The 20,386-nt window shown below is 56.2% G+C and carries 21 protein-coding genes; 7 read left to right on the top strand and 14 right to left on the bottom strand.

Going from position 1 to position 20,386, the window contains the following annotated elements; translation table 11 throughout:
• Positions 1 to 183: 183 nt before the first annotated feature.
• Entirely contained in the window at positions 184 to 381 is a 198-nt protein-coding gene (locus K1558_RS00105; protein ID WP_238649348.1) for a cold shock domain-containing protein, read from the bottom strand.
• Between the two features lie 172 nt (positions 382 to 553).
• Here K1558_RS00105 and K1558_RS00100 point away from each other — a divergent pair, with 172 nt between their 5' ends.
• The 5 genes from K1558_RS00100 to K1558_RS00080 all read left to right on the top strand — a co-directional run bounded on the left by K1558_RS00100 (position 554) and on the right by K1558_RS00080 (position 4,445).
• Positions 554 to 787: a hypothetical protein gene (locus K1558_RS00100; protein WP_238649347.1), complete on the top strand. Its 234-nt coding sequence runs from the start codon at positions 554 to 556 to the stop codon at positions 785 to 787.
• 6 nt (positions 788 to 793) lie between these two features.
• On the top strand, positions 794 to 964 hold the full coding sequence (locus K1558_RS00095) for a hypothetical protein (protein ID WP_238649346.1): 171 nt from the start codon (positions 794 to 796) through the stop codon (positions 962 to 964).
• A gap of 212 nt (positions 965 to 1,176) precedes the next feature.
• On the top strand, positions 1,177 to 2,967 hold the full coding sequence (pepF, locus tag K1558_RS00090; protein ID WP_238649345.1) for an oligoendopeptidase F: 1,791 nt from the start codon (positions 1,177 to 1,179) through the stop codon (positions 2,965 to 2,967).
• A gap of 85 nt (positions 2,968 to 3,052) precedes the next feature.
• Positions 3,053 to 3,373, top strand: coding sequence for a LapA family protein (locus tag K1558_RS00085; protein ID WP_238649344.1), 321 nt, complete (start codon positions 3,053 to 3,055; stop codon positions 3,371 to 3,373).
• Positions 3,374 to 3,401: 28 nt separating this feature from the next.
• Positions 3,402 to 4,445, top strand: coding sequence for a M42 family metallopeptidase (locus tag K1558_RS00080; protein WP_238649343.1), 1,044 nt, complete (start codon positions 3,402 to 3,404; stop codon positions 4,443 to 4,445).
• A 99-nt stretch (positions 4,446 to 4,544) separates the two neighbouring features.
• Here the strand turns inward: K1558_RS00080 and K1558_RS00075 are convergent, their stop codons facing one another.
• The 10 genes from K1558_RS00075 to hemE all read right to left on the bottom strand — a co-directional run bounded on the left by K1558_RS00075 (position 4,545) and on the right by hemE (position 15,072).
• Positions 4,545 to 5,033, bottom strand: coding sequence for a tetratricopeptide repeat protein (locus tag K1558_RS00075; RefSeq protein WP_238649342.1), 489 nt, complete (start codon positions 5,031 to 5,033; stop codon positions 4,545 to 4,547).
• Positions 5,034 to 5,066: 33 nt separating this feature from the next.
• Positions 5,067 to 7,007, bottom strand: coding sequence for an ABC-F family ATP-binding cassette domain-containing protein (locus tag K1558_RS00070; protein WP_238649341.1), 1,941 nt, complete (start codon positions 7,005 to 7,007; stop codon positions 5,067 to 5,069).
• A gap of 50 nt (positions 7,008 to 7,057) precedes the next feature.
• Positions 7,058 to 7,663, bottom strand: a complete 606-nt coding sequence (locus K1558_RS00065; RefSeq protein ID WP_238649340.1) for a TetR/AcrR family transcriptional regulator — start codon at positions 7,661 to 7,663, stop codon at positions 7,058 to 7,060.
• A 73-nt stretch (positions 7,664 to 7,736) separates the two neighbouring features.
• The gene (locus K1558_RS00060) at positions 7,737 to 8,540 is read right to left on the bottom strand and encodes a DUF92 domain-containing protein (protein ID WP_238649978.1); all 804 of its coding nucleotides are present in this window, start codon (positions 8,538 to 8,540) and stop codon (positions 7,737 to 7,739) included.
• A 25-nt stretch (positions 8,541 to 8,565) separates the two neighbouring features.
• Positions 8,566 to 9,189 carry a fumarylacetoacetate hydrolase family protein gene (locus K1558_RS00055; protein WP_238649339.1) on the bottom strand — a complete coding sequence of 208 codons (624 nt, stop codon included), beginning with the start codon at positions 9,187 to 9,189 and terminating at the stop codon, positions 8,566 to 8,568.
• A gap of 42 nt (positions 9,190 to 9,231) precedes the next feature.
• A complete protein-coding gene (locus K1558_RS00050; protein ID WP_238649977.1) occupies positions 9,232 to 9,963 on the bottom strand; it encodes a glycerophosphodiester phosphodiesterase in 732 nt (243 codons plus the stop codon).
• Positions 9,964 to 10,032: 69 nt separating this feature from the next.
• On the bottom strand, positions 10,033 to 11,442 hold the full coding sequence (locus tag K1558_RS00045; RefSeq protein WP_238649338.1) for a CapA family protein: 1,410 nt from the start codon (positions 11,440 to 11,442) through the stop codon (positions 10,033 to 10,035).
• Positions 11,443 to 11,583: 141 nt separating this feature from the next.
• Positions 11,584 to 13,041: a protoporphyrinogen oxidase gene (hemG, locus tag K1558_RS00040; RefSeq protein ID WP_238649337.1), complete on the bottom strand. Its 1,458-nt coding sequence runs from the start codon at positions 13,039 to 13,041 to the stop codon at positions 11,584 to 11,586.
• Positions 13,038 to 13,982 carry a ferrochelatase gene (gene hemH, locus K1558_RS00035; RefSeq protein WP_238649336.1) on the bottom strand — a complete coding sequence of 315 codons (945 nt, stop codon included), beginning with the start codon at positions 13,980 to 13,982 and terminating at the stop codon, positions 13,038 to 13,040. The genes hemG and hemH overlap by 4 nt, the downstream gene beginning before the upstream one ends.
• Positions 13,983 to 14,010: 28 nt before the next feature.
• On the bottom strand, positions 14,011 to 15,072 hold the full coding sequence (gene hemE, locus K1558_RS00030; RefSeq protein WP_238649335.1) for a uroporphyrinogen decarboxylase: 1,062 nt from the start codon (positions 15,070 to 15,072) through the stop codon (positions 14,011 to 14,013).
• A gap of 228 nt (positions 15,073 to 15,300) precedes the next feature.
• Here hemE and K1558_RS00025 point away from each other — a divergent pair, with 228 nt between their 5' ends.
• Positions 15,301 to 16,521 carry an MFS transporter gene (locus K1558_RS00025; protein ID WP_238649334.1) on the top strand — a complete coding sequence of 407 codons (1,221 nt, stop codon included), beginning with the start codon at positions 15,301 to 15,303 and terminating at the stop codon, positions 16,519 to 16,521.
• Positions 16,522 to 16,552: 31 nt separating this feature from the next.
• Here the strand turns inward: K1558_RS00025 and K1558_RS00020 are convergent, their stop codons facing one another.
• The gene (locus tag K1558_RS00020; protein ID WP_238649333.1) at positions 16,553 to 17,182 is read right to left on the bottom strand and encodes an O-methyltransferase; all 630 of its coding nucleotides are present in this window, start codon (positions 17,180 to 17,182) and stop codon (positions 16,553 to 16,555) included.
• 179 nt (positions 17,183 to 17,361) lie between these two features.
• Here K1558_RS00020 and K1558_RS00015 point away from each other — a divergent pair, with 179 nt between their 5' ends.
• Positions 17,362 to 18,495: a THUMP domain-containing class I SAM-dependent RNA methyltransferase gene (locus tag K1558_RS00015; RefSeq protein ID WP_238649332.1), complete on the top strand. Its 1,134-nt coding sequence runs from the start codon at positions 17,362 to 17,364 to the stop codon at positions 18,493 to 18,495.
• 479 nt (positions 18,496 to 18,974) lie between these two features.
• On the opposite strand, the gene K1558_RS00010 is transcribed toward K1558_RS00015, so the two are convergent.
• Together K1558_RS00010 and K1558_RS00005 are read right to left on the bottom strand one after the other, a co-directional pair.
• Positions 18,975 to 19,655, bottom strand: a complete 681-nt coding sequence (locus K1558_RS00010) for a hypothetical protein (protein ID WP_238649331.1) — start codon at positions 19,653 to 19,655, stop codon at positions 18,975 to 18,977.
• A 336-nt stretch (positions 19,656 to 19,991) separates the two neighbouring features.
• Positions 19,992 to 20,386, bottom strand: a 395-nt coding sequence (locus K1558_RS00005) for an integrase core domain-containing protein (RefSeq protein ID WP_238649330.1), incomplete at its 5' end; no start/stop codon positions are given.

Raw genomic sequence — 20,386 nt, 5'->3', positions numbered from 1 at the left:
CTCCCCGCAACCACATCCGTTTTCTGTATACATCCGCCCCAGCACCTGCACCGCCGCCAGCCATAAAAAAACACAGCCCCCGAAGGAACTGTGCTGCTTAAGTTGCCTGATGCTACTCATGCCAGTGCGTGCTGCATCAAATATATATATTGCGGCTGACAGAAGCTCTGCCTGCGCCGAATCTTATAATTTAACTACGTTCGCTGCTTGTGGACCGCGATTGCCTTCAGTTACATCGAATTCTACCGCTTGGCCTTCATCCAATGTCTTGAAGCCGTCGCCCTGAATAGCTGAGAAGTGAACGAATACATCTTCGCCGCCTTCTACTTGAAGGAAACCATAACCTTTTTCTGCGTTAAACCATTTTACTGTACCTTTCAAATGAACAACCTCCTAAAAATACCGCCATATATGGCGAATATCTACATTATACTCTATCTATACCTGTAAAGCAATCCATCATTTCCCTGAATTCGTGATTTCATTTGCTTTTCCCTTCTCCGGTGCGTTATCATTGAGCCAAAAGCCAAAAATCGCCAGGGTGGTAATGAAAATGATCAAAAAACATGAAATATACAAAACAGACAAGTGGAACATGATGACGGTCGAGGTTCAGGGACGGTACATTATCCTCCGTGAAATATCCGATCAGTGGGGCGAGGAGACACATACCTTCATGAGCCGTCCGGCCATGATGCAGTGGGTGAACAACCGTTTCAATAAAGAGTCCTACAAGGACAACGAGGAAGAATACCATAATATTATCGCCGCCTTCAAACAGGTGTAGGCAGATATGAATAATGAGAGTCTTGTTATCTATATAATCGCTGTTCTCTGTCTGGGCGCTGTACTGATTATGAGCAAGGACAGAATTCACCCGCGATTCAAACGCGCGCTGGCGTTGACCGCAGTGATTATGATTGCGCTGGCTTTTGTCTTCATTATTTACAGTCTGCTTGCTTGACCTAGCAGGTAATAGGCACAACAATTTCATAAAGAGGAATGGGCTGGACATACTAAGCGGACCTATGAATACAGGAGGCTGCCGTTATGTCCGTTATCGCCAAATCTCTCCCGCTCCTGCTAACGTTAAGCCTGCTGCAGGGGACTCTGCCGCCGGCAGCTCCGCAGGCCGTGATCCGGCCTGCCGCATCCCAACAACCGAGGAGGATATCCATGGAACAATTACCGAAGAGAAGTGAAGTGCCCGCCGAGAACCGCTGGAAGCTTGAAGATATGTTTGCCACAGAGGAGCAGTGGGATGCTGAATATAAGGAAGTGAAGGAGCTGATCGCCAGCGCTGCCGCCTTCCAGGGTACGCTGGATTCGGCCGATGCCCTCAAGAAGTGCTTCGAGCTGGACGACAAGCTGTCGCTTCTGACTGAACGTCTCTATGTATATGCGCATATGCGCCAAGATGAGGATACCGCCGCTCCGAAGTATCAGGCGCTCTCCCAGAAGGCCAAGAAGCTGGGCGTGGAAGCCGGAGAAGCCCTTTCTTTTGTAACACCTGAGATTCTGGCTCTGCCTGACGCCACGCTGGACCAGTTCATCGCCGACCCTTCCCTGTCCGATTATACCTTCACACTGACCGAGATGAAGCGCGAGAAGGCCCATGTCCTGTCTAAGGCCGAGGAAGCGCTGCTCGCACAGGTAGGTACGCTGGCCCAGGCCCCGCAGACGGTATTCAGCATGCTGAACAATGCGGACCTGAAGTTCCCGAAGATCAAGAATGAAGAAGGCAAGGAAGTCGAGCTGACTCACGGAAGTTATATTCAATTCCTCGAAAGTCCTGACCGCGAGGTGCGCAAGAACGCCTTCAAGGCAGTCTATGACACTTACGCCAAGCAGAAGAACACTATCGCTGCCACACTGAGTGCGAATGTGAACAAGAACGTATTCTATTCCCGTGTCCGCAAGTACCCGTCCGTGCTGGAGATGTCCCTGTACGGCGACAATATTCCGAAGGAAGTCTACACGAACCTGATCGATACCATCCATGAGAGCCTGCCGCTGATGCACCGTTATATGAAGCTGCGCCAGAAGCTGATGGGTGTGGATGAGCTACATATGTATGACCTGTTCGCTCCGCTTGTAGATGAGTATAAGCTGGACATCACTTTTGACGAAGCCAAGAAGATTACCAAGGAAGGCCTTAAACCGCTGGGCGAAGATTACCTGAGTGTTCTACAGCAAGGATACGACAACGGCTGGATCGATGTGTATGAGAACGAGAACAAACGCACCGGTGCTTACAGCTGGGGAGCCTACGGTACTCACCCTTACGTGCTGCTGAATCATAACGACAATCTGAACAGCATGTTCACACTGGCCCACGAGATGGGTCATGCCCTGCATTCCTATTATTCGGACACGGCGCTGAAGTACCGGGATGCGCAATATACTATTTTCCTGGCAGAGGTTGCTTCCACGACCAACGAGGCGCTGCTGATGGATTATCTCCTGAAGAAGTCTACGGACCCTAAGGAGAAAATGTACCTGCTCACCTATTACGCTGACCAGTTCCGCACTACCGTGTTCCGGCAGACGATGTTCGCCGAATTCGAGAAGATTATCCACCAGCGTGCCGAAGACGGCGAGGCGCTGACACCTCAGGATCTCTCTGCCATCTATTACGACCTGAACGTCAAGTATTACGGCAAGGATATGGTGGTTGATCAGGACATTGAGATGGAATGGGCGCGGATTCCGCACTTCTATAACAGCTTCTATGTCTACAAATATGCTACGGGCTTCTCGGCGGCGACTAGCTTCTCCAAACAGATTCTGGAGGAGGGCAAGCCGGCGGTGGACCGTTACCTGGGCTTCCTGAAGAGCGGCGGCAGTGATTATTCAATCAATATCCTGGCCAAAGCCGGTGTTGATATGTCTTCGCCTGAACCGATCCGTGAAGCGATGAGCGTCTTCGAGAATGTGATTGAGCAGATGGAGCAGTTGACCAAGTAAGCCGGAGCGCTTAGGATAACAGTAATCCCTTGCCCTATCCGGGCAGGGGATTTAATTTGTCACACCGAACCGAGGAGGAATGGTTATGAAGTTTCAGTGGTCGCTAATATTAGGTTTAATCTTTGCCCTGTTAACTGCAATATTCGCAGTAATGAACGTTGATCCGGTTCCGGTCAATTTCGGCTTCGATGTGGTCAGCATCCCGCTGATTCTGGTGATCCTGGGCTGCGCGCTGATTGGCGGCGTGGTAGTCGGCTCTTACGGGATTTACCGCCAGTACAAGCTGCAGAAGGAGATCAAGAGCCTGAAGGCAGAACTTGCCAAGCTCCATGATGCCGGTAATGTTATGGATACATCAGCGCTGCAGAGCGATTCTCTCTCTACGGAGGAATCATCCCGGCTATAACCCTTAATACGAACAGGAGGAACTCCCCTTGCTTACGATTCATCCCAATGAAGAATACATTCTTACCCTGCTCCAAAAACTGCTTAACACCCCGAGTCCCAGCGGCTTCACCGCCCAGGTAATGGCGCTGGTAGCCGAAGAAGCGGCGGCGCTGGATATCCCCTTAAGCTGGAACGAGAAAGGCGGCGCAATCCTTACCGTGCCCGGCCTGGACCCGTCCCGGACCATCGGCATCAGCGCCCATGTGGATACACTTGGCGCGATGGTACGCTCCATTAAGCCTAATGGCACCCTGCGCCTGACTTCAGTAGGCGGGTTCACCATGAACAGTATTGAGAATGAATACTGCGTGATCCACACGCGCAGCGGCTTAACCTATACCGGTACGATTCTGTCCGCCCATCCTTCAGTGCATGTCTATGCCGATGCGCGTGAGTTCAAACGCTCCGAAGAGAATATGGAAATCCGCATTGATGAGCGGGTCTCCTCCAAAGACGATGTGCTTAAGCTGGGAATTGCCGTCGGCGACTTCATCTCGTTCGATGCCCGTCCTGTAATCACGCCAAGCGGATATATCAAATCCCGCCATCTGGATGACAAAGCCAGCGTAGCCGCCTTGTTCGGACTGCTGGAGAGCATCCGCCGTGAAGGCTGGAAGCCGCTGCATAACCTGTCCCTGCTCATCTCCAACTATGAAGAAGTCGGACACGGCGCTGCCTGGATTCCCGGCGGAATCCAGGAGATGATCGCCGTCGATATGGGCGCGATGGGTGATGACCTGAGCTGCAAGGAGACCGATGTCTCGATCTGCGCCAAGGATTCCTCCGGCCCTTATGATTATGCGATGACCAGCCGGATGATCGAGCTGGCAAATGCGCTGGCGATTCCGTTCGCGGTGGACATCTATCCGCAATACGGCTCCGATGCCTCGGCCGCCCTGCGCGGCGGGAACAACATCCGTGCCGCGCTGATCGGCCCGGGCGTTCATGCCTCCCACTCCATGGAGCGTACCCACAAGGAGGCTGTGCTGAACACAGCCAAGCTGCTGGTAGCTTATGTAGGCACGAACTAAGGGCTGCCCATAGCCTGGCCGCAATATGGATACAACAAAAAGTGCTGCACCAGCCATTTACATGAGCGGGTGCAGCACTTTTTTTCGCTGATTCTTCGGCTAAGACCATACCTGCTCAAGCTTATCCGCATAGAACAGAATCGCCTTATGATACTCCTGGATGCCGGGAGCAGCGGAGGTCTCGGCCAGCAGCTTCAGCAGCAGCTCCATCGCCTCAGCATGTTCCCCCAGATTATGCAGGGTCATGGCCAGAAAAGCCTTGAATTCCGCACGCTGCGGGAATTCCACAACCCCCTGCTCCAGCAGTTCACGGGACTCGGCATACTGCCCCAGCGTCCGGTAGGTACTGCCCAGGCCCAGCATCGCCCCTGCCGTCTGCTCATCATCCGGCAGCCCTAGAGCAAGGCTCTGCTCATAATAGGGCACCGCCTCGCGCTCCAGGCCCAGCACGTCATGTGTCCAGGCCAGCTGATAATGCAGCTCCGCATTATCCCCATCTGCAGGCAACAGCTGAAGCAGCATCGTCTTGGCCTCTTCCGCGCGTCCTGAGGACCGCAGCTCCACAGCAGCTTCTATTGAATGATTCACTGATCACCGGCTCCTTCTCTCTCGCTCTTGCTGCTACTTCCCGGCGATCTTCTCCGCCAGCTCGTTCAGATAGGTCCAGCGCTCCATCAGCCGTTCCAGCTCTGCCTCTCCCTGCCGCTGCTTCTCCACCAGCTCCTGCAGCCTTCCAGAGTCTGCAAAGGCCGCTTCCATCTGTGACGAGATGTCAGCAAGATGCTGCTCCGCCTGTTCAATCGCCTCGTCGATTCCTTCATATTCGCGCTGTTCCTTGAAGGTGAACTTCAGCTTCTCGCGCGGCGGAGCCGCTGCAGGCGCCTGCCCGCCTTCAGCAGTACCGGAACCGGTGCGTCCAGAGCCGCTGTCTGCCTTACCGGAGTTCCCGTTCACGGCCGGCTGTACGTTCTTCGCCAGCCACTCTTCATACTCCGTATAGTCCCCGACATGGAGCCGGATCCTCCCATCCTCGAAGGCAATCAGCTTATCCACCGTCCGGTCCAGGAAGTAGCGGTCATGGGATACGGTGAAGACAACCCCGGGGAATTCGTCCAGATAATCCTCCAGCACAGCTAGCGTGCCGATGTCCAGATCATTCGTCGGCTCGTCCAGCAGCAGCACATTCGGTGCTCCCATGAGGACACGCAGCAGGTACAGGCGTCTTTTCTCCCCGCCGGAGAGCTTAGAGATAGGCGTCCACTGCATCGCCGGCGGGAACAGGAAGCGCTCAAGCATTTGCGCCGCAGTAATGACACTGCCATCCGCCGTCCGGATGATCTCCGCCTCTTCCTTCACATATTCAATCGCCCGCAGGCTGGGATCCATATCCTGATGCTCCTGGGTGAAGTAGCCGAGCTTGACGGTCGTGCCCAGCTCCACCTGGCCGCTGTCAGGCGTAAGCTTGCCTGCAATCAGGTTCAGGAGCGTCGACTTGCCGCTGCCGTTCTTGCCGACAATCCCTACCCGGTCCTGCGGCACGGCAATATAAGACAGGTCCTTGATTAAGGTCCGGCCGTCCATAGATTTCGTAAGATTGTGGATCTCGATGATTTTGCGGCCCAGTCTGGTGGAGGCCGCAGAGATATCCAGCGAGGAGGACGAAGTTCCGCCCGTGCTTGCCTTCAGCTTCTCGAAGCGGTCGATCCGCGCCTTCTGCTTGGTCGAACGGGCCTTCGCCCCGCGGCGAATCCAGGCCAGCTCGGTGCGCAGCAGGTTCTTGCGCTTCTGCTCCTCCGAGGCCTCACGTTCTTCACGGTCGGCCTTCAGCTCCAGGAAGCGGGAATAGTTGGCTTCATAACGGTACAGATTCCCGCCGTCCAGCTCCAGCATGACACCGGCTACCCGTTCCAGGAAATACCGGTCATGCGTAACCATCAGCAGCGCCCCGCGCCGCTTCTGCAGATACTGCTCCAGCCAGGCTACGGAATCTGTATCAATATGGTTCGTAGGCTCATCCAGGATCAGCAGCTCTGACGGCGTAATCAGCGCGGCCGCCAGGGCTACACGCTTACGCTGTCCGCCGGAGAGGCTCTCCATCTTCGCATCGAACCGGGTAATGCCCAGCTTCGTCAGCACCGTCTTCGCTTCACTCTCCAGCTGCCAGGCGCCTGCGGCGTCAATGGCATGGCCGATTGTAACCATCCGGCGCTCCAGCTCCGCATCCCCCGGATGTTGCTCCAGCAGCGACAGAATCTCCATATACTCGCGCATCGCGGCAAGTCCGGGGTCGTCTCCGGCGAACACCTGCTGCAATACGGTATTATCAGGTTCATAAGGCGGATTCTGCGCCAGATACTGCACCCGCACATCGTTGCCGATGGCAATCTGCCCTGCGTCAGCGGTCTCGATCCCCGCGATAATCTTCAGGAAGGTTGATTTGCCTGTCCCGTTGACCCCGATTACACCAATCTTATCCCTGTCATCCATGCCGAAGGAGGCATCTTGGAACAGGGTCTTCTCCCCGTAGCTTTTGGAGAGATGTTCCACCGTCATAATATTCATCAGTTGTCCTCGCTTGCCATATATTTCACAGCCGGATGGGCTGTGTTGTCTCAGGGTTCGAACGAAAGGCCGTCCGGCTCCGGATGAAGGCTGTCCAGGGCCCCGGTCATGAAGAGCCGGGCTGCGAACTTCGCCCGCTTATCCGCATCCTCCTCCGCAAACTCGGGGTTGAACAGGATATCCATCTTCAGGCGGTCCAGTATCCCGATGTAGGACTGTGCCATCAGCTCCGGCTCGGTCGCTCCGCCCTCCAGCAGCACCTTCACCACTGCCTGCATGTAGGCTTCCATGAACTCGGCCATATAGGCTACCAGCTCCGGATTATTGTTGGGTGCACGGAAGAACAGCTTCGTATGCTGCTTGCGTTCATAATAATAGAACAGATGATGCCGGGCAATGACGGAGAGCTTCTCGGTCAAAGCGGAGCAGGTGGCCAGCTTCTGTGCAAGCTGCTCCAGGAAGCCTTCACAATCACGGCGGGTGACGGCCATGAAGAGCTCTTCCTTGCTTTTGAAATATAAATAGACCGTCCCCTTGGCAATGCCGGCACCTTCTGCTACTTCGGACATCTTCGTTTCATAGAAACCGCCCGATCCGAAAAGGTCATAGGCGGCATCCAGAATCGCTTCATGTTTGTCTATAGATGCGCTGCTCAACGGTTCACCTCCCCGCAAATAATTAACAATGTACCCCATATTATAACGCAGGCGGAAGCAATCCGCTCTGACTTTATCCTATGTAACTCACCAGCAGAGCCACAGCGCCGCCTGTTATAGAACTTACCGCATTCACCGCATCATTGTCCATCCAGCGCCAGCCTCTGGCGAATACCGTAGGCTTGCCGCAGTGAGAGGAAGCCTCAACCTCGCGGCCGCAGACCGTACAGCGGTTCATCCGCTGAACCGTGGCCCCGAGAACCGAGTCGGCAAAAGCTCCCGCCAGCCCGCCCAGCAGTCCGGCGGAAACGAGCAGGACCAGCGGATGGGAGGCCATGCCTGTGCCCAGCCGCAGCCCCCAGGAGGCTGCACCGATCAGCGCGCCTCCTGCCGCTGCTGCAAGTGTGCCCGGGAGAGATACACCGCCGGAGGTACCCGCCTGCAGTACCTTCCCGGTCAGGACTGACCGGGGCGGGCGCTTGGCCAGCGTCCCGATCTCTGTCGCCCACGTGTCCGAGGTCACGGTCGCCATGACCCCGATGAACAGGAAGCTCCACATTTCCAGCGGGTACACCGCATTCAGCAGGACCATCAGCATCCCAAGCCCGCCGTTGGCGAAGACCTGGCCGGCGTCCCGGCGTCCGGTTTTGTCATAGGTTGCCTCCAGCTCTGCCTTATTCTCATGGTGGAGCTTCGACAATAAGGAGGATGAGATGAAGAACACCAGCAGGATGCCGAACCAGAACAGATTCCCCGCCCCGAAGTAGATCGTACCCATCAAGACAGCGGCCAGCATCCCGGAGAGGCTGAGCGACTGCTTCCAATACGCAGCTCCCGCCACCAGCAGCGCGCCGCAGCCGCCGATCAGCCATTGCAGCACTTCCAGACCAGAGAGCACCGCCCTAACCGATCAGGCAGGTGCCCAGCAGCTTCCCGCCCCAGAACAGCTCGAACGAATCGCCGGTGGCCACCGGACCTACGCCTGCCGGCGTCCCGGTGAAGATCAGATCGTCCTTGCCGAGCCCGTAGCGGGCGGCGATGAAATCGACGATTTTTTGCAGGGAGAAGATCATGTTCTTCACGTTCCCCCGCTGAACCTCCACCCCGTTCTTAAGGACGGTGAAATCGGTCGCCTCCAGCTCCTCCTGCTCCGGCAGAGCGATATAAGGCGTCAGCGGAGCCGCATTCTTGAAGCCCTTGGCGGGCGTCCAGGGCAGGCCCTTGCGCTGCAGGTCATTATGCACATCACGGAGCGTGAAGTCCAGGCCCAGCGCCATGACATCCACCAGCTCCTGCACACTCATTCCCGGCACATAGTCACGCGCGATGCGCAGTACCAGCTCCCCTTCATAGTGGATCAGACCGGCATCCTTCGGCAGGTGAATAATCGCTTTATCCAGCGCTACGGCCGCATGGGACGGCTTCAGGAAGATCAGCGGCTCCGCCGGCACCTGATTGCCCAGCTCCTCTGCATGTAACCGGTAATTGCGGCCCACACAATATACATTTCTGACAGTGCCACTCATTGATCTTCAGCTCTCTTTCTTCCTATGAATTAGTCAGTCTAATCAGGCCTTCAAAAAGAGTTCGCCCCAGATATCCGGCCGGTTCGTACAAATCATAATATCGGAATGCATGGCGGACAGGCGGCGCATCTCCTTGCCTTTATCCACCGTCCAGGCCATAATCTTCACACCCTGCTCCGCCAGCGTCTTCGCCAGCACCGGCCTGAGACGGCCCGCGCTGATGGATAGCAGGGAACAGCCCAGCTCATGCAGCTTCCTCGCGGGATCGCCGGACCTGGAATCGTAGATCAGTCCTGTGCGGAACCGGGGGTCCAGCTCCTTGATCCGCTGCAGGACCCCGTCATCGAACGAGGTGAGCACCACATCGTCGCGCATCCCCATGGCATTTATAAGATCAATGACTGCCTTCTCCAGGCCGGGATACATATCCCCTCTGGTCTTCAGTTCAATGTTCAGCCGCAGCCGGCCCGAGGCCAGGGCGAGGACCTCTTCCAGGGAAGGCACCCGCTCTCCGCGAAAAGCACGCCCTTTCCAGCTCCCCGCATCCAGCCGCCGTATGTGTTCGAAATCCATATTCTTCACCTTGCCGTGCCCGTTCGTGGTACGGTCCAGCGAGAAGTCATGGATGACCACCGGCACGCCGTCCTTCGTCAACTGGACATCAATCTCCATCCAGCTTACATAAGGCAGGGCCAGCGCCATCCGGACGGCAGCCAGTGTATTCTCAGGCGCTTTGCCTGAAAAACCCCGGTGGGCGACACACAAATTGTTCATCATCCTTAGCACCTCCGGCAGAAAAGAATCTGTTCAGGTGTTCTGGCCTCCGGTATCCCTTCATCTCAGCTATTTCACAGCTTGAACAACCGTTCCGTCATTGCGGACCCGGACCAGGCCTGAAGAGATAGACTGCATCCGGTGCAGCAGGAGCTGAGCGTCTGCTTCATTCATCGGCACCGGCTGGGCCAGCTCAGCATCCATCGGCTTCAGGGTCAGCGAGCATTGCCCCTGCTTGCTGCATTCTGCCTGGAATACCGCAGTCTCCCAGGTTGCCGGGACGGAACCGCGCGTGAAAATGAAATTGCCTGTGCTGTAGGCAATCCATTTGCCTCGGTACGGCTCAATGCCCTGCAGGACATGCGGATGGCCGCCCATCACCAGATCGGCTCCGGCATCAATGAAGCTGCGGCCCAGCGCCTGCTGGGTCTTGTCATATTGTTCCATCCGCTCCCGTCCCCAATGTACGACGACGACGACAAGATCAGCCTTCTGCTTCGCTGCGGCAATCGCCTTGAGCGCTTCGGCACTGTCATACACCGAGGCCAGACCCGGCTTACCCGCTTCGGCCTTCCATTCAATCACCGGCATCACCCGGGTGAAGCCCAGCAGGGCAATCTTCATTCCCTTACGCTCAAAATACTGCGCAGAATATGCCTCCTGGCTGTTCTTCCCGGCCCCTACATGCGGAATGCCCCGGTCGTTCAGGTGCTTCAGGGTATCCAGCAGCCCTTCTTCCCCCTGGTCGAGCGTGTGGTTGTTCGCCAGGTTGACCGCATCGATTCCGGCGGCCTTGAGCGCGTCCAGTGCCTTAGGCGGGCCCTTGAATACGAACTGCTTGTTCTTGGCGCCTACCCCGCGTGTAGTAATCGGAGTCTCCAGATTCACAATCGTCAGATCGTCCTTCTTGAACATTCCGTCCAGTGCGCTGTAAGAATAATCATAGCCCTTCTGCTCCAGCAGCGCGCCTGCTTTGCCGCTGAAGATAATGTCTCCGGCGAAGCTCAGCTTCACCGTCTTGCCGGTGGTGTTCTCCGGTAAGCCGGAGACCAGTCCGCCGGTGTTGCCCGCTGCGGCCGGTGTGGCTGTAGCCTCTGCTGCAGGCGTTACTGTTGCCTGTTCCGTTGAAGCCGGAGCAGCAGCGGCTTCCATTGTTGCTTCCGGTGTAGGCTGGGCCGCCGGAGTCTCAGCTGGAGCAGGCTCTGGTGTCGCCGGCTCCGGCGCTTCCGAAGCCTCTGCTCCGGGCGATTGCTCCGCATCTGGTACAGCGCCGGCATCCGCTTCCGGCGAAGGCGGAGCTTCGGTCGCTGCGGGCGGAGGAGCCGCGTTCTTCTGATCTCTATCATCCATAAACGAATAGGCGAGTGCTGCGGTAATCATCAGCAGTAAGGCTGCGTTAAGCCATGCCCATGCCCTTCTGCGCCGCCGCCTGCTGCTATGTTTCTTGCCTTGTCTACTGCCTGATCTCGGCGGATACATGAGTCCAAGTAATCTCCTTTACCCATAAAGTGTTTCTATTATAGCATATCTGTCATGTGCGGCTCCAAGGTACCCGTATGACCTCCGGGTATACCAAAACGGCGAAGCGCTCCTGCTCCGCTTCACCGTTTGCCGTTCGGATTATACCGTTGCCGCCGCCGCTTCCGGCTGCTGCTTCAGCGCGGACGCAGCAGCCTCTACGGTAAGCTTCGCCTGCCTGATGCAGTCCGGCATTCCGATGCCGTCATAGCCTGCGCCAAAGGCATAGACCCCGGGCAGCCTCTGTGCCAGCTCGCTGCGCAGAGCGGCGATCCGGGCCGGATGTCCTACCGGATATTGCGGCATGGACGACCGCAGCCGGGTAATCTCGGTGAACAGCGGTGCAGCACCGATTCCCATGATCTCCTTCAGGTCTTTGCGCACCAGGCCGGCCAGCGCTTCATCCGGCAGGTCCACATTCTGCTCATCGCCTGAGCGTCCGACATAGCAGCGCAGAAGGACCTTATCCTCAGGGCTGGTGTGCAGCCACTTCGTTGAGGTCCAGGTGCAGGCGGTGATGTTGCGCCCCTCCTTACGCGGGACCAGGAAGCCTGAACCGTCATACTCGGTATCGATATCCTTCTTGTCGAAAGCCATGACCACATTAGCCACGGATACATAGTTCACCGCGTCCAGCGCCAATACATCGACATGGGGACGAAGCAGTCCGGCGGCAGCGAAATTCTGAACGGTGATATAGATGTCATCCGCCTCCAGCCGCTCCCCGTTCTCCAGCTCAATCTCATAGCGGGCAGCGGTGGAGGAGACTTTTTCCCTGACACGGATGGATGCCGCTCCTGTTCCGGTAATCTGGCGGATATCCTGCAGCTCTTCAATCAGAGCCTCTATCAGACTCTGCAGGCCGCCCCGGAGAGTTAAGAAGGCACTCTTCTTCGTCCCCGTATGGGTCTCCGCCGGCTTCCGGCCTGTCGTCATTCCGCGGATCAGGCTGCCATATTTGCGCTCAACTTCACCGAACTGCGGAAAGGTCGCCTGAAGGCTGATTTTGCGCATATCGCCTGCATAGATACCGGCAAGCAGCGGCTCCGTCATATTCTCCAGCACTTCAGTGCCCAGCCGGCGCTCAATCAGATCACCAAGCGATTCATCCTCCTTACTGCGGCGCGGCGGAATCATGAAATCCATCATCGCCCGCAGCTTGCCGCTGAAGGACACGAGTCCGCTCTGCAGGAACGGCTTCAGCTCCGTAGGAATGCCGAGCACCAGGCCGGCTGGCATCGGGTGGAGCTTGCCGCGCTGCAGAATGTAGGTTTTCTTGGCATTCGGATTCGTTGTCACCAGCTCATCGCCAAGTCCCAATTCCCTGGCCAGATCGCTCATCGCTGTCTTGCGGGCCAGGAAGGAATCGGGCCCCTTCTCGATAACGAAGCCTTCCTTGCGCAGCGTCTCAATCTTGCCGCCAAGCACCTTGTCCTTCTCGATCAGGGTAATCTCAGGCTGAAGGCCGGCTTCACCGTACAATTTACGGACATAGTGCGCCGCGGTGAGACCGCTGAGGCCGCCGCCGATCACGGCTATTCTGCGGGGGGAACCCGTCATGGCTGATTCACCTTCAGCTCCTGGGCCTTCTTGCGGACCACATCGGCGAGCACCGACATATAAGCCGGATCACTGTTCAGTGAATCAATCCGCAGGAGCCGCATATCCAGCTCTGAGGCCAGCGCCTGGGCTTCAATATCCAGATCGTACAGCACCTCCAGATGATCGGAGACGAAGCCGATCGGAGCGGACAGCACATACTTCACCTGGCTCTCGGCCAGCTCCCGCAGCGTATCCAGAATGTCGGGACCGAGCCACGGCTCCGCCGTACGGCCGGCACTCTGCCAGGTGAACTGCCAGGACTCCACGCCGGTCTGAGCGGCAATCGCTTTTGAAGTCTCCAGCAGCTGGTCCCGGTACGGATCACCCATAGACAGAATGCGCTCAGGCAGGCTGTGCGCACTGAACAGCACCCGCACCTCATCGCGCACAGCACCTGTCTCCTCGAATTCATCAAGCTTGGCTGTCACTCTCCGGCTAAGCACATCGATCAATTCAGGATGCAGGTGATAGCTCTCCACGAATTCCATTTGGATGCCGCAGGCCTCAGCCTTCTCCTTGGCACGCTTAATATAGGTGCCTACGCTCATGACCGAGTAATGCGGGGCCAGCACAATGCCGACCGCCTGCGTAATTCCGTCACGGACCATCGCCTCCACCCCATCCTCAATGAACGGTCTGGCATGCTTCAGCCCCTGGTAACAGACATAGCGGATCTGCCCGCTGTTCAGCTTGGCCTGCAGAGCTTCCACTTGCCGGTCTGTATTCTCTCTCAGCGGGAACACCCCGCCGACAATCGCCTTGTAGCGGTCCGTCAGCTCCTTGAGCTGCTCCGGTGAGGGCGCATGTCCCCGCCGGATATGCGTATAATAAGCCTCGATATCCTCAAGACTCTCAGGCGTGCCGTACGACATCACAAGTACTCCGATTTTGGTGGTCACGTTTCCATCCCCCTTTTCACTGTTTGGACTAAGTCAGCGGCGCTGTGGCCTGTTTGATGGCGGCTGCTGAATATTCATGCACATAATCGGTTAATTCCTTTAACGTATCCAATGAAGCCTCCGGGAATAATCCATGGCCCAGATTGAAAATATACCCCGGCTGCTGAATGCCCTCATCGATAATCTCCTTGGCCCGTGCCTGCAGTACATCCGCCGGTGCAGTCAGAAGATAAGGGTCCAGATTGCCCTGGACCGCAAAGCTGCCGCCGGTTCTGCGCCGGCCTTCGGTGATGCTTACCCGCCAGTCCAGCCCGATGACATCGGCCTGCAGCCTGGTCAGGCAGGGGAGCAGCTCCCCGGAGCTGACCCCCGGGAAATAAATCTTCGGAACGTCCAGATCAGCCAGCTCGGCGAAAATCCGGGTAATTGTCGGCAGCACATACTGCTCGAAATCACGCGGCGCGAGTGCACCGACCCAGCTGTCGAATAATTGGAAGGCCTTGCCTCCGCTGCGGACATGGGCGCGCAAATAGGCAATCACCATATCGCCCAGCTTGTCCATCAGCTTCTCCCACACCTGCGGCTGGCTGAACATCATCTCTTTGGTGCGGTGATAGTTCTTGGACGGACGGCCTTCAATCAGATAGCTGGCAATCGTGAACGGGGCTCCGGCAAAAGTGATCAGCGGAACGTCCAGCTCCTTGTCCAGGATGGCGATGGTCTCCAGAATGTGGCTCAGGTCGCCCTCCACATCAATGGGCTTCAGCAGGTCTACATCCCTAGCGGAACGGATCGGATTCTCGATCACCGGCCCGATGTTCTTCACGATGTCGAACTCTACGCCCAGTGAAGCCACCGGATTCATAATATCAGAATACAAAATCGCCGCATCCACGCCCAGCTTGCGCACAGGCATCAGGGTTACTTCGGCAGCAAGCTCCGGCTGTCGGCAAATTTCCAGCAGCGAGTATTTCTCTTTGATGGTACGGTAGTCGGGATCATACCGGCCGGCCTGCCGCATGTACCATACAGGGGTGTACGCCGTGTCCTGACGTCTGCAGGCACGGATAAAAGTGTCGTTGTAGGTCATGATAAGATCTCCATTAGATTTAATAGAATGCTGTGATTAAACACATATCATTATTATGCCCCTTTTGAAAGCGGCTAACAACTCCCCGCCCCCTCAGGGAATGACAATCCAATGACATAACTATGACAAGTGTTGTATTAACCCAATGAAAAACTATGATATACTGATATAATGTCGACTTTTCGTGAATGATGTTGCAAGAAATTTCAGAAAGGAAGTGAAAGCACTTTGAAAAACTGGGAGACCTGGAAAATCAACCTCATGGTGCTTTGGTTTGGCCAATTCCTGGTAAATGCCGGGATGACTATGATTACCCCGTTCCTGTCCCTCTATCTCGCAAAGGATCTTGGCGTGACCGGCGACCGCGCCATCGGGATGTGGGCCGGACTCATTTTTGCCGCTAATTTCCTGACCTCGTTTATCTTTCAGCCGCTGTGGGGCAAGCTGGCCGACAAATACGGACGCAAAATTATGCTGCTGCGCTCCAGCTTCGGCATGGCGGTCGTTATTGTGCTGATGGGCTTCGCGCAGTCCCCGATGCAGCTCCTGCTGCTCCGGCTACTGAACGGAACCATCTCCGGCTTCAATCCCGCCTCTGTCGCACTGGTCTCGGGCACCACCCCGAAACCGAAGATGGGCTTCGCAATGGGCCTGATGCAGTCCGGCGCGGTAGCCGGAACGATTCTCGGGCCGCTCCTGGGCGGCTTACTGGCGGACTGGATCGGTTTCCGTCCTATTTTCTATGTAGTCGGCGCGCTTCTGTTCCTTGCCTCCCTGCTGGCCTTATTCCTGGTCAAAGAGAAATTCGACCGGGTAGAGGCAGCACAGGTACCCCAGGTATCCGTGCTTGAAGGCCTCAAGGAGCTGGCGAAGGTGCCGCAGCTTCCCGCCTTGTTCGGTGTGACCTTCCTGCTGCAGTTCGCCATGGTCAGCCCCATGTCGCTGCTGCCGCTCTATGTAGAAAAGTTGCACGGCACAACAGTAGACCTGGCCTTCTGGGCCGGAATGGTCAGCGCCGTGACCGGTATGTCGAATATGCTGGCCTCGCCGCTGCTCGGCAAGCTCAGCGATAAGGTCGGGGCGCACCGGATTTTGACCTATGCGCTAATCGGTGCTGCGCTGTTCCTGATTCCCCAGGCCTTCGTCACCAGCGTCTGGCAGCTGATCCTGGTCCGCTTCATGATGGGCGTCTTCATGGGCGGCCTGCTGCCCAGCGTCAACGCCCTGATCCGTTCTTATACGCCGGACGGCAAGGAGAGCCGGGCCTTCGGCTTCAACAGCAGCACGCTTGCGCTCGGCAATATGCTTGGCGCTCTGATCGGGGGATTCCTCTCCGGGTATATCGGAATCGAAGGACTGTTCATTATCTCCGGAGCCTTCCTGCTGATCAACACAGTCTGGGTGCGGGTCAAATTATTTAAGAAGACCGAGCCCCGGCTCTTCCGTTAACGGGCGAGTGCGGGTGCAAATGCGGGCAATGCTATTTCACCATCGCCAGCGCCAGACCGTCGTAGGCAGGCAGCAGGGTGCTGGTCAGGCGGGGGTCGCTTGCGATCAACTCATTGAAGCGGCGCATCGCCTGGACTGCCGGACCGTTTTTCTCCGGATTCAGGGTACGGCCGCGCAGGAAGATGTTATCCCCGGCAATGATTGCTCCCGGCGAAGCCAGCCGGATCGCATAGTCCAGATAATTCGGATAGTTCTCCTTGTCGGCGTCGATGAAGAAGAAATCATACCTTTGGCCCTGTGCTTCCAGCAGCTTCAGGCTGTCCAGCGCGGGGCCAATCTTGTATTCCACCCGGTCACCGAAGCCGGCCTGCTGCAGATGCCGCTCTGCCAATGCTGCATATTCGGCGCGTAGCTCCAGCGAAGTGAGGCTGCCCTCCTGCGTCAAGCCCCGGCACAGGCAGATTCCGCTATACCCGCCAAGGGCTCCGATCTCCAGCAGGCGGGCCGAGCGGGAGAGGGTCACCAGCATCGTCAGCAGCCTGCCGTAGCCCGGGGCAATCGACACCTCAGGCATTCCGCCCTCGGTGATAGCGGCTTTTACCTGTAATAATAATTCATCTTCCATATATAGCTGTTCGCTGTAGTCTTCCTGGTTCTGCATTCTTGATTCTCCTTCAGATATCATCGTGTGTCTTGCGGACGGGCATTGTGCAGAGCCCTGCATTCCCCTATACTGAGAACTGAACATTCCAACGATTCAGCGGTGCATGGCGGGAACAGGCTTCTCCCATTGTACTGGCTATAAGGTTGTAACCACAAGTTAAACGGAGTTGAGCGCATTTGGGTAAATTGCAATTGATCGCCACCGCCCCTATGGGGCTGGAGGCTGTAGTCGCCAGAGAATTAAACGGGCTGGGTTATGAGACCACCATTGAGAACGGAAGAGTCCTGTTCAGCGGGGATTATATCGATATCTGCCGTTGCAATCTATGGCTGCGCACCTCGGACCGGGTCCTGGTCAAGATGGGCCAGTTCCCGGCCAAGACCTTCGATGAGCTGTTTGAAGGCGTCAAAGCCATCAGCTGGGAGGACTGGATTCCGGAGAACGGCGAATTCCCGGTTGAGGGCCGCTCGCACAAATCACAATTAACCAGCGTCCCGGCCTGCCAGGGCATTGTCAAGAAAGCGATTGTCGAGAAGCTGAAGCAGTCGTACCGTACCGAATGGTTCCCGGAGAACGGACCCCGGTATGTCATTGAAGTCATTCTGCTGAATGATATCGCGCTGATCACACTGGATACGACCGGCCCGGCGCTGCACAAGCGCGGCTACCGCCGCCACGCCACCGAAGCGCCGCTGAAGGAGACGATGGCGGCGGCGCTGATCCAGCTCAGCCGCTGGAACGGCCAACGCCCACTGTTCGATCCGTGCTGCGGGTCGGGCACGATTCTGATCGAGGCTGCTATGATTGCCTGGAATATCGCGCCGGGTCTGCGCCGCTCCTTCCCGTCCGAGCACTGGCCGGAGATTCCCCAGCGTCTGTGGGAGGAAGCCCGCGAGGAAGCCTTCGACGCCGTGCGCGATGATTACCCGTTGCAGCTGACCGGAACGGATATCGATCCGGCGGCGATTGAGATCGCGGAAGCGGCGGCGAAGAGCGCCGGACTGTCCGGCGAGATCACCTTCAAGCACATGGCCGCTGCCAAGGCCCGGCCGGAAGGCGAATACGGCTGCATCATTACTAATCCGCCTTACGGCGAGCGCATCAGCAATGACAAGGAAGTGGAGAAGCTGACCCGCCAATTCGGCGAGATGATGCTCTACCTGCCAACCTGGTCCTTCTTCGCCATCAGTCCGTACAAAGAATTCGAGCAATACTACGGCCGCAAGGCGGACAAGCGCCGCAAGCTCTACAACGGCCGGATCGAATGCCAGTACTATCAGTACCTGGGCCCGCTGCCTCCGCGGAAGTAGGACGAGCGGCGAGGGTTAAGCAGGTTAGCTGGTTAAAGGGTTAGCTGGAACAACTGTGGACCTATTCCGGTGATCATCCTCACCCTCCCGGCGTCTGCTAAACTTAAAGTAACTATCGTAAGAAGCCTTAAGTCACACGAAGCACTCTGTGCTGTGGACTTAAGGCTTTTTGTTTGCAATAAGCTGCTGAGGCTGCATCCATTTTGCACACAGTTGATCCGCACGCCCCGCAGATACGGCATACATTTGGCCCGCTCACCCCCGCAGCTGCACATTGTATGTTGTTTTCCACATACATTCGCCCCGCTCACCCTCGCAGCTGCACATTGTATGTTGTTTTCCACATACATTCTCCCTGTTCACCCCTGCAATTGCATATTGTATGTTGTTTTCCACATACATTCTCCCCGCTCCCCTCGCAGCTGCACATTGTATGTTGTTTTCGGCATACATTCGCTCCACGCTGGTGGAAACTGACCTTAAATCAGATCGGGACTTTGCAGCGAACCTATATACTCATAGTAATTAATCCGTTTAGATACTCCACGAGCTACAGGGCGGAATTTACCTTTATCCACCAATATACGGCTGTACTTAATGACTGTCGCGGTTTGGAGTTCAAGCTCTCTCGCAGCATTCCCCGGACGAAGAACACGATTGTAACGGATAGCTAACCGCATTAAATCCCGTTCAATTCTGGAATAAGCTTTTTCTGTACTCAGATTTGCAGGTTCGGCCGACAAATAAGGAAACAAAAGGTTCCGTAATGCGGATAGGATAAAAGACGGATTATCTTTCATCTCGTCTAGAGAGATGTAGAGCACCATGCAATCTTGTGATTGCAGGAATAGACCCCGATTCAGGTCCATCCGGTATTTGCTCCGGTCCGTGCCATGCGACCCATAATCCATAATCTCAAACGCAATGCGCGATGATCCAACCTTCCATAGTAAATCGACAAAATAGGATCTGCCGCGCCAGTCCTTTACTTCGTATTCTGGATGCAGTCCGTGAAAATGTCCGGCAAGCGGCCACCATACGCTTTCGACGAATAAGCGGTTCCCGTAGCCATGCCCCCGCTTCAGCGCATCTAGCCGCTCCCCCTTTCTTCGTTTGAGATGATTGCTTAACCATTGTTCATGCTCTCCAGCAAAGCCCATGTCAGTCCCCCCACTTAGCATTGAAATTAATCTCAGAACGCACAAAACCCCGCCTCCTTCTCAATGGAAGGGAGCGGGGCATTCTTTGCCGCGTTAATTTGTACCTAAAATTAGTGTCCCACTTTTGGGCAACGAATGCAAGATAAAGGTAGTAATATAGAGTTACAATTTACCTGCCCACCCTCGCAGCTGCACATTGTATGTTGTTTTCCACATACATTCGCCCCGCTCACCCTCGTAACTGCACATTGTATGTTGTTTTCCACATACATTCGGTGCGACCCCCTTATCCCGGAGTCCTCCGTATACAATCGGTACTTGCCGTAACCTTGCTCTTTATTTCGCTTTTTCTCTCGGCCAGAAGAAGCGGGAGCGGTCTTCTAGAGTCAGCACCCACTCCGCAAAGGTAGCTGGCGGCATGTTGCGTAGACTCGTATGCATTCTGCGGTTGTTGTAAAAGTCCATGTACCGGTCCACCGCTTCATAAGCCTCTTCGAACGTGTCGAAGGCCTCTTTGCGGAACAAATCCCGGTCGATATTGCTGTGGAACGATTCAATAAACGCGTTTAAATCCGGCGTTCGAGGCGGAATGCGTTCATGGGTCATCTCCCAGCTTTCACACATGTCGCCAAACAGGTGGCTGACGAACTGAGGGCCGTTGTCCGTGCGGATTACCGGGCGGGCACTGCCAGGCGCGCAGTGCTGCTCCATGGCGCGTCCCAGCGTCTGGC

Source organism: Paenibacillus piscarius, assembly GCF_022234545.1.
Taxonomy (GTDB): domain Bacteria; phylum Bacillota; class Bacilli; order Paenibacillales; family Paenibacillaceae; genus Paenibacillus_AQ; species Paenibacillus_AQ piscarius.
This window is presented reverse-complemented; position numbering and strand designations above follow the sequence as displayed.

Bases quoted from the DNA above. Each gene is read 5' to 3' on its own strand.
- K1558_RS00045 (WP_238649338.1), bottom strand. From the start codon at position 11,442: ATGTATCCGCCGAGATCAGGCAGTAGACAAGGCAAGAAACATAGCAGC.
- K1558_RS00010 (WP_238649331.1), bottom strand. From the start codon at position 19,655: ATGGGCTTTGCTGGAGAGCATGAACAATGGTTAAGCAATCATCTCAAA.
- K1558_RS00095 (WP_238649346.1), top strand. From the start codon at position 794: ATGAATAATGAGAGTCTTGTTATCTATATAATCGCTGTTCTCTGTCTG.
- K1558_RS00055 (WP_238649339.1), bottom strand. From the start codon at position 9,189: ATGAGTGGCACTGTCAGAAATGTATATTGTGTGGGCCGCAATTACCGG.
- hemG (WP_238649337.1), bottom strand. From the start codon at position 13,041: ATGACGGGTTCCCCCCGCAGAATAGCCGTGATCGGCGGCGGCCTCAGC.
- K1558_RS00050 (WP_238649977.1), bottom strand. From the start codon at position 9,963: ATGAACAATTTGTGTGTCGCCCACCGGGGTTTTTCAGGCAAAGCGCCT.
- K1558_RS00070 (WP_238649341.1), bottom strand. From the start codon at position 7,007: ATGAATATTATGACGGTGGAACATCTCTCCAAAAGCTACGGGGAGAAG.
- K1558_RS00020 (WP_238649333.1), bottom strand. From the start codon at position 17,182: ATGCAGAACCAGGAAGACTACAGCGAACAGCTATATATGGAAGATGAA.
- hemE (WP_238649335.1), bottom strand. From the start codon at position 15,072: ATGACCTACAACGACACTTTTATCCGTGCCTGCAGACGTCAGGACACG.
- K1558_RS00100 (WP_238649347.1), top strand. From the start codon at position 554: ATGATCAAAAAACATGAAATATACAAAACAGACAAGTGGAACATGATG.
- pepF (WP_238649345.1), top strand. From the start codon at position 1,177: ATGGAACAATTACCGAAGAGAAGTGAAGTGCCCGCCGAGAACCGCTGG.
- K1558_RS00085 (WP_238649344.1), top strand. From the start codon at position 3,053: ATGAAGTTTCAGTGGTCGCTAATATTAGGTTTAATCTTTGCCCTGTTA.